At 66.8% G+C, this 12045-nt stretch carries 13 protein-coding genes and 1 CRISPR repeat array; of the genes, 8 read left to right on the top strand and 5 right to left on the bottom strand.

All coding sequences use genetic code 11. From position 1 onward, the window contains the following. Nucleotides 1-374 precede the first annotated feature (374 nt). Nucleotides 375-632: a hypothetical protein gene (locus tag CEP50_RS19790; protein WP_146134740.1), complete on the top strand. Its 258-nt coding sequence runs from the start codon at nt 375-377 to the stop codon at nt 630-632. A gap of 196 nt (nt 633-828) precedes the next feature. Here the strand turns inward: CEP50_RS19790 and CEP50_RS04735 are convergent, their stop codons facing one another. Together CEP50_RS04735 and aceB are read right to left on the bottom strand one after the other, a co-directional pair. Next, a complete protein-coding gene (locus CEP50_RS04735) occupies nt 829-2088 on the bottom strand; it encodes a DUF6986 family protein (RefSeq protein ID WP_106112688.1) in 1260 nt (419 codons plus the stop codon). Nucleotides 2089-2153: 65 nt separating this feature from the next. Further along, a complete protein-coding gene (aceB, locus tag CEP50_RS04730; RefSeq protein ID WP_106112687.1) occupies nt 2154-3755 on the bottom strand; it encodes a malate synthase A in 1602 nt (533 codons plus the stop codon). A 341-nt stretch (nt 3756-4096) separates the two neighbouring features. Here aceB and CEP50_RS04725 point away from each other — a divergent pair, with 341 nt between their 5' ends. Next, a complete protein-coding gene (locus CEP50_RS04725) occupies nt 4097-4903 on the top strand; it encodes an IclR family transcriptional regulator (RefSeq protein ID WP_106112686.1) in 807 nt (268 codons plus the stop codon). A 287-nt stretch (nt 4904-5190) separates the two neighbouring features. Beyond that, nucleotides 5191-5645: direct repeats of the CRISPR family, unit length 28 nt; unit sequence GTACGCCCCGCAGGCGCGGGGATGGACC. 107 nt (nt 5646-5752) lie between these two features. Here CEP50_RS04725 and CEP50_RS04720 read toward each other — a convergent pair. The 3 genes from CEP50_RS04720 to CEP50_RS04710 all read right to left on the bottom strand — a co-directional run bounded on the left by CEP50_RS04720 (nt 5753) and on the right by CEP50_RS04710 (nt 7475). Beyond that, nucleotides 5753-5944, bottom strand: a complete 192-nt coding sequence (locus tag CEP50_RS04720; protein ID WP_106112685.1) for a DUF397 domain-containing protein — start codon at nt 5942-5944, stop codon at nt 5753-5755. Between the two features lie 451 nt (nt 5945-6395). Then, nucleotides 6396-6596, bottom strand: a complete 201-nt coding sequence (locus tag CEP50_RS04715) for a DUF397 domain-containing protein (protein WP_026448759.1) — start codon at nt 6594-6596, stop codon at nt 6396-6398. Between the two features lie 12 nt (nt 6597-6608). Further along, nucleotides 6609-7475, bottom strand: coding sequence for a helix-turn-helix domain-containing protein (locus CEP50_RS04710; RefSeq protein WP_106112684.1), 867 nt, complete (start codon nt 7473-7475; stop codon nt 6609-6611). A 237-nt stretch (nt 7476-7712) separates the two neighbouring features. Here CEP50_RS04710 and CEP50_RS04705 point away from each other — a divergent pair, with 237 nt between their 5' ends. From CEP50_RS04705 to CEP50_RS04685, 6 genes are all read left to right on the top strand, one after another. Beyond that, nucleotides 7713-8048 carry a hypothetical protein gene (locus tag CEP50_RS04705; protein WP_106112683.1) on the top strand — a complete coding sequence of 112 codons (336 nt, stop codon included), beginning with the start codon at nt 7713-7715 and terminating at the stop codon, nt 8046-8048. Next, complete coding sequence (locus CEP50_RS19785) at nt 8000-8563, top strand: hypothetical protein (protein ID WP_181188210.1); 564 nt, start codon at nt 8000-8002, stop codon at nt 8561-8563. The genes CEP50_RS04705 and CEP50_RS19785 overlap by 49 nt, the downstream gene beginning before the upstream one ends. Then, complete coding sequence (locus CEP50_RS04700; protein ID WP_106112682.1) at nt 8560-8946, top strand: hypothetical protein; 387 nt, start codon at nt 8560-8562, stop codon at nt 8944-8946. The genes CEP50_RS19785 and CEP50_RS04700 overlap by 4 nt, the downstream gene beginning before the upstream one ends. Nucleotides 8947-9133: 187 nt before the next feature. Then, entirely contained in the window at nt 9134-9472 is a 339-nt protein-coding gene (tgmA, locus tag CEP50_RS04695) for a putative ATP-grasp-modified RiPP (protein ID WP_106112681.1), read from the top strand. 18 nt (nt 9473-9490) lie between these two features. Next, nucleotides 9491-10474 carry an MvdC/MvdD family ATP grasp protein gene (locus CEP50_RS04690; RefSeq protein WP_106112680.1) on the top strand — a complete coding sequence of 328 codons (984 nt, stop codon included), beginning with the start codon at nt 9491-9493 and terminating at the stop codon, nt 10472-10474. Then, nucleotides 10461-11609 carry a methyltransferase domain-containing protein gene (locus CEP50_RS04685; protein WP_106112679.1) on the top strand — a complete coding sequence of 383 codons (1149 nt, stop codon included), beginning with the start codon at nt 10461-10463 and terminating at the stop codon, nt 11607-11609. Before CEP50_RS04690 ends, CEP50_RS04685 begins: the two co-directional genes overlap by 14 nt. The last annotated feature ends 436 nt before the right edge of the window (nt 11610-12045 follow it).

The following is a 12045-nucleotide window of genomic DNA, read 5'->3' as shown; positions in this document are numbered from 1 at the left end:
CTTGACTCTGGGAATATCACACTCCACGGCTCTGCTCTCACGAACGAGTTCTGTCGTGGAGCTCTTGACGTGTCCGTCGGAACTTTCTCTGCTTCACGGTCGAAGAAACTTCGTCCAAAATAAATTTTTCTGAACACCATTCCAGGAGTCGAGAGAGGGGTCGTCACTCCCAGTTGAAAGTCACATGATGCCAGAACTACTTTACGCCTGCTCGAGGCAGGACACCAACGGATTCATCTGTCAGTAATCACCGCAGACAGTGGCACAACTCCATTTACAGTTCGAGTACAGGTTGTCGACGGCTAATTCGCCATCGGATGAGGTCACCTGCACCCCTGCCGTACCGAAGCTCCTACCGTGATGGGGAGAAGTACATGGTCAATAGCGAGATCGTCGAACGCTGTCGATGGGCCGTAGCACACAACCATGGACATCCCTCGGCGACCTGGTCTACAGGGGAACAGTTGGTGGTCGCCTTGATCCTGCACGACAGAGCGCATCTGAACACGATGCACTACACCTTCGACCAGGCAGCCGAACACCTCTGTGAGAGTATGCGGTTTTCCTGGAACGAGTTGGCCAGCTGGCTGGCCGATATTCGCGCTGCACTCGCGTTCGACTCGCGTAGCTGACCGGGAGATCAAGTTTCGCCGAAAAGCGGCGAACGTCTTCCAACCGTGGACAAACCACCGGCCCCACGGACGGCGCCCACCGGAGAACCACGACAAACTCGGTGGGCACCGCCCGTCCCTCGCGGGGCCGTCGCGCTTCCGGCCGGGCACGGCGACAAGCCGTGCGGACGTGCCGTGCGCGACTCCCCGGAGAGTCCTACACCCGTCCGAGCTCGCGCAGCCGCGTCTCGGAAAGCCCGGTCATCGCGGCCACCTCCTCGGCGTCGGTGGCCCCGTTGTCCAACGCCCGCACGAACGAGGCCGCCAGGGCCCGTGCGGTGGCGGGCTCGTCGAGCACCGCTCCCCCGGAGGCCGAGGCGTAGGCGGCCAGCCGGTCGGCGGCGGAGTCGGCGGAGGCGCGGAACTCGGCGAACACGGCCGCGTAGCGCGTGACCAGCTGCGCCGGGTGCAGGTCCCACCCCTGGTAGAAGCCGTGCTCCAGCGAACGCCGCACCAACCCGTAGTGGGTCCGCCAGCCGTGCCGCACCTGCTCGGCGTCGCCGACCGGCAGCACGTTGGTGGAACCGTCGGACAGGAACACCCCGGTTCCCGCCGTGCAGACCTGCATGACGTGCCGGGCGAAGTCGCAGGCGCGGTGCGCCAGGTGCTGGTGGGCGGCGGTCAGCCCGCACCCGGCCGTGTAGTCGTAGGTTCCGAAGTGCAGCCCGGTGATCCTGTTGTCCCCCGCACCGAGGAAACGGGGCAGCGCCAACCTCCCCTCGGTGTCCACGATGGACCGTGTCGTTTCCACCTGGATCTCGAAGCGCAGGGACCGCTCGGGCAGTCCGAGGGCGCGTTCCGTGCGCGCCAGGATCCCGACGAAGGCCTCCACCTGGCGGACGTCGACCACCTTCGGGAAGGTCAGCAGGAACCCGGGGGGCAGTTCGCCGTGGGCGGCCAGCAGCTCGGTGAGGAAGACGTCCAGTGTGCGCACCGAACGCTCCCGCAGACTCGGGGAGTCGAAGGACTTCACCCGCAGGCCCACGTGCTCGGGGGCGGTTCCCTCCTTCAGCCATCCGGCGAACACCCCGGCGGTGCGTTCGGCGTCGGCGTCCTCCACGGCGTCCTCGGGGGTGCCGTAGCCGTCCTCGAAGTCGATCCGCAGGTCCTCGATCGGCGACTCGGCCAGCTTGGCCCGCACCCGGGGATGGATCGCCCTCGCCCGTTCGGGCGGCAGGTCGAGCACCTCGGCCATCCGCTCGGGGGTGGCGGCGTGTTCGTCGAGTGCGGCCAGGGCCCGTTCACCCCAGTCCCGGACGGTGTCCGCCTCCACCCCGTTGGCGGGCACGTAGCAGGTGTGCACCGGCTGCCTGGCAGCGGAACCTCCGGGGAACCGGTCCGCCGTGACCCTGTCCACATCGGTCAACGGAGCCAGACACGCGTCGACGTCGGCCCGGTTCAACGAAGTCCTGGCCACATCTCCTCCTCACCGGATCGGACGAGCGGTGGCCGTCCCGCTCGGACGGCCACCGCGGACAACACTCAGTCGATCTGCTCGTAGGCGGGCAGGGTGAGGAAGTCGACGAACTCCTCGGCCACGGCCACCCGCTCGAACAGTTCCACGGCACGGTCGAGGTTCTCGGTCGGGAAGCCCTCCTCGGCGCGGAGCTGCTTCTCGGTGTCTCCCAGCACCTGACGCACCAGGTCCTTGGTGACCCGCTGGCCGTCGGCGAGCACGATGTCGTTGTGCAGCCACTGCCAGATCTGCGAGCGCGAGATCTCGGCGGTGGCCGCGTCCTCCATCATGTTGTGGATACCGGCCGCGCCGTTGCCCCCGAGCCAGGACACGATGTAGCGCACCCCGACGTCCACGGCCGAGCGCAGCCCCTCGATCGTCTTGTCACCGGGGGTTTCGGCGGTGTTGAGCAGGTCGGCCGCCCCGACGGAGACGTCCTCGCGCTTGCGGTCGATCTGGTTGGGCTTGTCCCCGAGAACCGCGTCGAACTCCTCTCGGCACACCGACACGGTGTCCGGGTGGGCCACCCACGAGCCGTCGAAGCCGTCGTTGGCCTCGCGGCGCTTGTCGTCGTGGATCTTGGCCAGGGCCTTCTCCGTGACCTCGGGGTCGCGGCGGTTGGGGATGAACGCGGCCATCCCGCCGATGGCGAACGCACCCCGCTTGTGGCAGGTGCGCACCAGCAGCTCGGTGTAGGCCCGCATGAACGGCGCGGTCATGGTGACGCTGTTGCGGTCCGGCAGGACGAACTCCGAACCGGCCGAGCGGAACGTCTTGATCACGCTGAACAGGTAGTCCCAGCGGCCCGCGTTGAGCCCGGCGCTGTGCTCCCTGAGCTCGTAGAGGATCTCCTCCATCTCGAAGGCGGCCGGGATCGTCTCGATCAGCACCGTGGCGCGCACCGAGCCTTGGGGGATGCCGAGATCCTGTTGGGCCTGCACGAACACGTCGTTCCAGAGGCGGGCCTCCAGGTGGCTCTCCATCTTGGGCAGGTAGAAGTACGGCCCGGTGCCGCGCCGCAGCCCCTCGGCGGCGTTGTGGAAGAAGTACAGCCCGAAGTCCACCAGCGCGCCCACGGCCGGCTTGCCGTCGACGAGGATGTGCCGCTCGTCGAAGTGCCATCCCCGGGGACGCACCAGCGGCACGGCGTGCTCGACGTCGTCGCGCAGCGTGTACTGCTTGCCGTTGGAGTGCAGTTCGATCTGCTTGCGGATCACGTCGTAGAGGTTGACCTGGCCGGAGACGACGTTGCTCCAGTGCGGGGTGTTGGCGTCCTCCAGGTCGGCCAGCCAGACCTTGGCCCCGGAGTTCAGCGCGTTGATGGCCATCTTGCGGTCGGTGGGGCCGGTGATCTCCACCCTGCGGTCCCGCAGCGCGGCGGGCGGCTCGGCCACCTGCCAGTCGGACTCGCGGATGTGGCGGGTCTCGGAGAGGAAGTCCAGCTTCCCGGTACGGGCGGCCTCGTCACGGCGCTGCTGCCTGCGGGCGAGCAGTTCGTCGCGCCGCGCGCCGAAGGAACGTTGCAGCCGAGCGACGAAGTCGAGGGCCTCGGGGGTGAGGATCTCGTCGCCGCGTTCCACGGGAGCGCCGAGGACCTCCACGCCCTGCGCCGGGGTCGATTGGGACATGAGACGTCCACCTCTTTCTGATGCCGGGTTACAGACGGTGGCTGGTGAGACAGCTTGCCGCGCCGGTGGCGTTCTCGCACCCCTCGGAGCAAGTTCGCTACTGGCTCGCGGTACGCCCGTTATGTTTTTTGCATCGTGGAGGTTAGTTTCCGCATCCCGCTTCGGGCAAGATGAACTGAACCACCCCGCCCCACGGACGGGGAGCACGCCGCGCCGCGCGGCGCGGCGTCAGTACGACATCCGCCGAACGGCGGACGGCTACACTGGTCCACCGCCGTACGGTGGGCGGGAGTCGGCTCACCGACGAGGGCCGAGCAGCACACGGGAAGAGGAACACTGGGATGGCGGCTGGACAGGACGCGAACGGCACGGGAACCGGTCGCGCCAAACCCACGCAGGGCGGCGTTCAGTCGGTCGAACGCACCTTCGAGTTACTGGAGCTCATGGCCGACGCGGGAGGCGAGGTGGCCCTCAGCGACCTCGCCGAGGCGTCCGCGCTCCCGCTGCCCACCATTCACCGCATCATGCGCACCCTGGTCCGGGCGGGGTACGCCCGCCAACAGCCCTCCCGCCGGTACGCGCTGGGGCCGAGCCTCATCCGCCTGGGGGAGACCGCCAGCCGCACACTCGGTTCCTGGGCCCGGCCGTACCTGGCCGAGCTGACCGAGGCCACCGGCGAGACCTCCAACATGGCCGTGCTGGACGGCGCCCAGATCGTCTACGTCTCCCAGGTTCCCTCGCAGCACTCCATGCGCATGTTCACCGAGGTGGGCAGGCGCGTGGACGCCCACGCCACGGCCGTGGGCAAGGCCGTGATGGCCACCATGCCCGAGGACAGCGTCCTCCAGGTGCTCAACCGCACCGGCATGCACCCGCAGACCGAACGCACCATCACCGACGTGGAGACGATGCGCGCGGAGCTCGCCCGCATCCGGGAACGCGGCTACGCCCTCGACGACGGTGAGCAGGAGGTCGGGGTGCGCTGCTACGCCGTGGCCGTCCCCGACGCCCCGGCCGCCTCGGCGATCTCGATCAGCGGGCCCGAGGCGCGGATGAAGCGGATCTCCACCGAGGAGGTCGTCCCACTGATGCGTCGGCTGGCCACCGAACTCGGCACCGAACTCAGCTCGACGGGCGAGGCGGGCTGAGACGCGGTATGCCCCAGACACGGGTGTGGCCCCTGCTGGGCCAGTTTTAGGCAAAATCGGGGCGTCGAGGAAGGCCGAGTCGCCCCACATCCCCCTCACGGTAGGACTACAGTGGACAGAGCTGGAGGCGGGCGAAGAGTCCTTCGAAAACGGGGCTTCTTCCGGTTCGGTGAGGCACCCGTCGGGGAGGTTGTTGTGATGCTCGGAGCAGGCTGGCTAGGATGCGCATGCTTCCCACGGAAGATCACAAGTGAATAACGCGACCGGAAAGTCGCAGGGCAATACGTGTACGCCCCGCAGGCGCGGGGATGGACCCCAGCTCATATGCCCACATCCGAGCCCGCGCGGGTACGCCCCGCAGGCGCGGGGATGGACCGTCGGCCAGAGCTGCCAGGCGTTCGGTTTCGCTGTACGCCCCGCAGGCGCGGGGATGGACCGTGGTCGATGTCGACCTCGGAGGGATCGGAGATGTACGCCCCGCAGGCGCGGGGATGGACCACAGGGCCTCCGAGCTTAACGGAATGCTGAGTGGTACGCCCCGCAGGCGCGGGGATGGACCCATGGTGGGCACCCATGTTCTCGGTGGACCTGTGTACGCCCCGCAGGCGCGGGGATGGACCCGTCGATCTCGGATCCGGCCTTGATCTCGTCCTGTACGCCCCGCAGGCGCGGGGATGGACCCTCTGTGACCCACTCGTTGGCTAGATCCAGTTGGTACGCCCCGCAGGCGCGGGGACGGGCCGTGGTGGGCCAGTTTTAGGCAAAATCGGCACACGTACGCAGGAACAGGGCAAGGCATGAAAACGGCGCCCCGGGAATTCCCCGAGGGCGCCGTTGTTGTCTACGGCCTCACTCGAACCGGTTGTTCTTCACCGCGTCGAGGAACGCCGTCCACTGCTGGCGGGTGGCGGCGACGTAGCCGAGCTCGCGGTTCTTGGTGTCACGCACGGCGGCACCGTCGCCGACGCGGCCCACCTCGACGCAGTTGCTAACCCGGCCGGAACGGCTCGATTTCCGCCATCCTCGGGGGTGTACCGTCATGCTGTTTCCTCCAGCTGCTCTATGCGGGTAGCGATGAACCAGGCCGTCTCTGCCTTGATCATCGCTACCTGTTGGAGGTTATCTACCCCATCGCGGTAGGTGGTGGTGACTGCTCCGGGAGAGGAACATTCCGGAGTCGAACATTTCGAGTTGCGCGATCGGCGCTGCGGTGCCGAATTCAAAGTAGATGAAGTGCCCGCTTTCTCATCCACTGCTTCGCTGCCCACTTCTTCCGTACCCGCTGAGAAACGAAAGAGCTACCACGAAAACATCCCGACACCGTTCGAACGGTTCTTGGTGTCCCGAACGCCGACAACGGTCAACGACGTAGCCGCCCTCGACGCAGTTACCTGGGTTACCGCTATCGCTCGCCAAACAAAGAGCTGCTCGAACACCGAACCAAGAACCCCCTGGAAGAGCCCCCCTCCAGGGGGTTCTTGTCTTGCCGAGTTCACTCGAAGCGGCCGATCTTCACCGCGTCGAGAAACGCAGCCCACTGGTTGCGTGGGATGGCGAGCGTACCGCCGTCGCGATCCTTGGTATCGCGAACGCCCGTGAACCCAGGAACATGAGCAGCCTCGACGCAAGCGGCGTTCTGAGTGCTCCGAGTGCTTTTGAACCAGGACGCCCCCGTGAAGTCGGGCTGGTGCATGATCGGCGCCTCTCATTCGGTCGTTGTATATTGCGTCGCTACTGTCCGTATAAAGTCCAAAGACTCCTTGGGACCCAGAGCAGCAGCTTGTACCCGACTCCACAGGTTACGGTACTCGCTGACGCTCTCCTTACTGTCCAGGTATCGAGCGTCGTCATAGCTCTCTACGTAGACAAACTCCAGATCAGGAGTCACTCCCGGGGAAGGCACAGTCAGGAGCGTAAACTCGTGACTGATAGCTGCCGCGTATGTCTGAGCACTGAACGGCATCACCTGAAGGTGTACATGGTCCATCAAAGCCACCTGCTCCAGGTAACGGAGCTGGTCCAGCATCACGTCCGGTGTCCCGATCTGACGACGTAGGCATGACTCAGACAGGACGAACGATGAGGCTGGCGGAGAGTTCTTGGAGAAGATCGCCTGACGTTCTTGTCTGGCCTTGATGTTCGCGTCCACATCATGATCATCAGGACGTGGTGACGTGGTGTGGAGGGAGCGGATATACCCCTCCGTTTGCAAGATCCCGGGCACGATCTCACTCTGCACTTGCCGGATTTCGCTGGAGTCGGTCTCCAGATCGACATACATGCGGAACCACTCAGGGAACACAGCCCGGTAGCCACTCCAGCGCCCTCGCGAACTGCGTGTCCTCGCCAGCTCGACCATCCATTCCTTGTGCTCCTGTGTGTCACCGTACTCATCGAGCAGCAGCAAGAGATCTCCCTTGCTTATGCCGCTCTGGCCGAGTTCGAGGCGGCTGATCTTGGTTACGGCGCAGTCCAGGATGCGTGCTGCATCTGCCTGCTCCAATCCTGCGGCCTGACGCACATGCCTCAGCTCGTTACCAAGTTGCAACCGCCGGACGGTGTTCGTCGCCATAGCTCCTCCTGAGGTCCGCACTCCCCCGCGTGCCTGACGTGCTCATTATCGATCAGTGCACATGCATCCTGACGATCACCCGAAAGTAGCATTCCTAAATCTGCATTCCTACATATAGGATCCCATTAAAGAGATAGCGATCAGTACGACAGGATGTTGATAATGCAGGGTAAGGGTCCCACTGAGGCAATCCCGCCAGACCTGAGCAGTTCAGTTTCCGAAGGCGAGCGATGTGCCGTGCCGTGGTCGGATGAACCCCGCTGCCGTTTCGTGATCGGGCTGGACTGTTGGGCGATCCACGCTACGGGTGTGCAGCGGCGTGAGGCGTGTGCTCGGGCCGGGCGGGGGCTGGTGGCCTGTTTCTGTGGGGCACGGATCAGGCTGCCCCAGTGCCCGCCGCTGCGGGTGGTGGGCGGGTGGCATCACTACTGCTCGGAATGCCTGTGTTTTCTGATCGGTGCCAGTGATCGTCCGTTGGCGAGTCCGCTGCATTCCTACGAGTCCTGGCTGTGCGAGCTGGCCGGATGGGACGAGGCCGTTACCGCTTCCCCAGCACCTCGGGAGGTCTCGTGATCGTGGCCGTGTGCGGGGTGCTGCTGCGGCTGCTGTGCGGCAGCGGCCGTGCCCGACACCGAGTTGCCCGTCTTACTGCTGCTGGACCCTCTGGCCCGGGGCCCGGGCCGGGGCGCCAGCCCCGGCGGTGGGGATGGTTCGCCAGCGCGCACGAGTCCCGGTGGCATGCGTGTTCGGCCAACACCGAGGTCCGGCAGGACGGAGTGTGGGCGTTGTGTGGGCACCTGGCCCGACGGGGGCCGTTCCGCTGTCGGGCCGGAAACACCCCACCGGAGGAGGAACAACGATCGGCCTGTGAGGCCTGCCTGCACGTGGTCGGCTACCTGCCGCCACGCCTGCCCCGCCTGAAACCGGTGTACTTCACCACCGACCAGCCAGACCCGGAACCAAACTGGCCCACCACCGACCCCGACGAAGGAGCCCCCGGTAGCCCCTATCTACCGGGGACCAAACACCAGCCTACCGGAATAAGCCGTCACCGCCGCGCGGCCGGAAAGACCGAGGACACCCGATGACCGAACACCTGCCCACCACCTGGCGCGAACGCCGGCTGCACTGGCACGCCCACCTCCGCCACACCCCCAGCACACCGACACTCCGGCGCACCGAGCCCCCGGAGGCCGTGCTGCGGGACCCCGAAGCCGGAGCCGAATGGGTCGCCGACACACTCACCCGCCACAGCCTCACGCCGATCACCATCCGCTGGGACACACCGTGGAACGTGACCCTCGACGACCCCGCCGAACGGGACGCCCTCCGCGACCGGCACGTCCTGGCGGCGGGGCTGCCGGTGAAGGCCACGGTGGACACCGTCGCCGGGCGGCTCTACCTCCACATCGACCCCTACACACCCCCGCAATGCCCCCACCACAGAGCCCACGCCACCGGCGCGGGCTGACCCACCCGGTCCACGGTTCGGCGCTGGCGTTTCGCCGAACCGTTGCCGCCGGACTGGCGCTCCGATGACAACCGCAGGTCCAGCGGTACCCACACCGGTCGATACCGGGAACCCCCGGCGGTTCCCCGGAACCGTCAGTGACGACACGAGCAGGGCAGAACCGCCCTACGAGGAAGGAGAACAGGTTATGACAACGCCAACCAGCGAGCGCACCGAAACATTCGCCCACGAGCCGGTCGCCTCGCACTCGGCCCAGTTCCCGTTGGCCCGTCCTCAGGAGGGACAGCACCTCGGCCACCTTGCACAGCCGTGGGGACTGCGGAACATGGTCGCCGCCGGCGACCCGGCGCACAGGGCACCGAACGGCCGCTACGACCACCATCGCCAGCTCGCTGTTGACGAGCACGGTATGCCGCTGCACGAGCTCCACATGGGCATGACCACCACCAACATGGACGGCAACGAAGGGCCCTCCGAGGACTGGTCGGCCAAGGACTTCGCCCCGGACATGCCCGAGTCGAACTAGACCACGGAGGACACACCCGTGACCGTGCTGATCCTGGCCCGCGACATCGATCCCAGTGCGGATGCGATGGTCCAGGCCGTCCAACGACGTGACGTACGGGTGTATCGGGTGAACACCGCATGGTTTCCCGCGCAGCTCGGCCTGGCCGCCGAGCTGCGCGACGACCGCTGGTGCGGACACCTGACCACTCCCGCGCACACCATCGACCTGGCCGAGATCACCGGCGTGTACTACCGCGCCCCCGAAGCGTTCCGGTTCCCGAACGAGTGGGACCTGCCAGTACGCCAACACGCGTTCTTGGAAGCGAAATACGGACTGGGCGGGGTGTTGGCTTCGTTGCCGGCGGTGTGGGTCAATCACCCGTCGCGGTTGGCCGACGCCGCATACAAGCCCGTGCAACTGGCCGAAGCAGCCAGGCTCGGGCTGTGCGCGCCGCACACCGCGTTGACCAACGAACCGGATGCGTTCGCCTCGTTCGCACGGCGTGGTCGCACAGTGACGAAGATGCTCGGCAACACCAGCCTCACCAGCGACGACACCCACTCCGTGGCCTGGACACGCATACTCGACGCGACCGATCTCGACGACCTGAGCGGTATCGGGTCGACCGTGCACCTGGCCCAGCGGTGGGCGCCGAAGCAGGTCGAGGCACGCATCACCGCGGTCGGTGACACGATGACGACCGTGTGCATCGACGCGAAGAGTGCTGCGTCGCATGTGGACTGGCGCAGCGACGTCAGCGCGCTGCACTACGAGCTCATCGACCCACCACAGCGGGTCGCCGACGGCGTGCGCGCGCTGATGCGGCGATTCGGGTTGCTGTATGGCGCCCTGGACTTCGTGATCACTCCCGAGGGGCAGTGGGTCTTCCTGGAGATCAACCCGGGCGGGCAGTACGGGTGGCTCGAAGCCGCCACCGGCACGGCGATCACCGACCAGCTGGCCGACCTGCTCACCTCAGAGCCCATCGACCACGAGGAGCACCACCATGTCACAGCGTGAGGACTCCTGGACGGCTCGCGCGGCGCGGTTGGCCGAACAGCTGGAGAACGACGGGGCGCTGCACGATCCGTTGTGGAAAGAGGCCGTGGCCGCCACACCCCGCCACGAGCTGGTTCCGACCTTCTACCGGCAGAGCCCGGAACACCACGAATGGGAACCCGTGGACACGGCCACGCCGGAGGGCTTCGACGCGGCCTACTCCCCGACCACGCTGGTGACCTCGCTCGACGAGCGAGACCATCCACTCTCCAGCAGCACCAAGCCTGATCTGGTCGTGCGGATGTTGGAGCTGCTCGGTGTCCGTGAGGGGCATCGGGTGTTGGCGGTGGGGACGGGGTCGGGGTACACCACCGCGTTGTTGGCTCATCGGCTCGGTGACCGCAGCGTGTATTCCGTGGACATCGATCCTGCTCTGGTCGAGGCGGCTCGCGGCCGGTTGGCCCGTGTGGGGTGTCACCCCACGTTGGCCTGTCGGGACGGGGCGGAGGGGCTGGCCGAGCACGCGCCCTACGACCGCATCCTCGCCACCTGCTCGGTACCGCGGGTGCCGTGGCCCTGGGCCGACCAGCTCGTCTCCGGCGGCACGATACTCGTGAACGTGATGCCAGCAGCGTTCAACGCCGGCGGGCTCGTCGCACTGCACCACTGTGGTGACCGGTTGGAAGGTCGGTTCGCCGACCAGTGGGCCTCGTTCATGGGAATGCGCGGAGCCGGCCCGACCGTCCCCGGTCAACACCGAGCCCCCGACACCGGAAACCCTCGCACTCGGACGACGAACGCACCGCCCACCCCCTGGTGGGACAACCGGGTGGTGTGGCTGTTGGCCCAGTTCCACGGCCTGCCCGACGGGGTCACGATCGGGATGCGTGGGGAGGCGCAGACCGGTCACCCGGTGGCGGCCACCATGACCGCCCCCGACGGGTCCGCCGCCGAGATCGCCCTGGCCGCGACGAACGGTCACCACGAGGTCACCGAGACCGGGCCGACCTCGTTGTGGGAGCCGGTCGAACGCGCTCACCGCACCTGGTTGACCCACGGCAAACCCGACTGGCCCCGTCTCGGCCTCACCGTCACCGAGCACGAACAGCGGCTCTGGATCGACCACCCCGACAGCCCCAGCCACTGGACACTGTGACCACACACGGAGCGCACGCGCAGGGCCGGGCCAGTTTTAGGCAAAATCGGGATACCTCCGCGCACGCGCGGGGCCGGGCCGAGGGCCGATTTTAGGCAAAATCGGCCCACGGCCGCGCGGGGTGGGGCGGGGCTGACCGGGCAGGCCCCGTACACGTGAAGAGCCCCGGACTCCGCCATCCGCCGCCAGCGGTCGGGGTTGGTGAAGACCACGAGACGAAAACCGCTCAACAAACACCGGAGCGCGAGGCGACGCCAACGACAGGCGCTTCGAACATGCAACCGAGCGTGCCCCGCGAGTGCCCCGAACGCTCGGAGCGCGTGGTGTGACCTGTGCGCCCTCGGCAGGACTCGAACCTGCGACACCCGCCTCCGGAGGTCGTTCCGGTTGGCTTCGCTGCCTCGGACTTCCGGCGGGTGTCGCTGGTGAGCGTGCC

The organism is Actinopolyspora mortivallis, from assembly GCF_003001495.1.
GTDB classification, from domain to species: domain Bacteria; phylum Actinomycetota; class Actinomycetes; order Mycobacteriales; family Pseudonocardiaceae; genus Actinopolyspora; species Actinopolyspora mortivallis_A.
Note: the sequence above shows the minus strand (reverse complement) of the source record. Positions and strands in the feature narration are given on the sequence as shown.

Excerpts from the sequence above, each read along its gene's own strand:
- aceB (WP_106112687.1), bottom strand. The coding sequence starts at position 3,755 with ATGTCCCAATCGACCCCGGCGCAGGGCGTGGAGGTCCTCGGCGCTCCC.
- CEP50_RS19785 (WP_181188210.1), top strand. The coding sequence starts at position 8,000 with ATGGGACGAGGCCGTTACCGCTTCCCCAGCACCTCGGGAGGTCTCGTG.
- CEP50_RS04685 (WP_106112679.1), top strand. The coding sequence starts at position 10,461 with ATGTCACAGCGTGAGGACTCCTGGACGGCTCGCGCGGCGCGGTTGGCC.
- CEP50_RS04720 (WP_106112685.1), bottom strand. The coding sequence starts at position 5,944 with ATGACGGTACACCCCCGAGGATGGCGGAAATCGAGCCGTTCCGGCCGG.
- CEP50_RS19790 (WP_146134740.1), top strand. The coding sequence starts at position 375 with ATGGTCAATAGCGAGATCGTCGAACGCTGTCGATGGGCCGTAGCACAC.
- tgmA (WP_106112681.1), top strand. The coding sequence starts at position 9,134 with ATGACAACGCCAACCAGCGAGCGCACCGAAACATTCGCCCACGAGCCG.
- CEP50_RS04710 (WP_106112684.1), bottom strand. The coding sequence starts at position 7,475 with ATGGCGACGAACACCGTCCGGCGGTTGCAACTTGGTAACGAGCTGAGG.
- CEP50_RS04700 (WP_106112682.1), top strand. The coding sequence starts at position 8,560 with ATGACCGAACACCTGCCCACCACCTGGCGCGAACGCCGGCTGCACTGG.
- CEP50_RS04715 (WP_026448759.1), bottom strand. The coding sequence starts at position 6,596 with ATGCACCAGCCCGACTTCACGGGGGCGTCCTGGTTCAAAAGCACTCGG.
- CEP50_RS04725 (WP_106112686.1), top strand. The coding sequence starts at position 4,097 with ATGGCGGCTGGACAGGACGCGAACGGCACGGGAACCGGTCGCGCCAAA.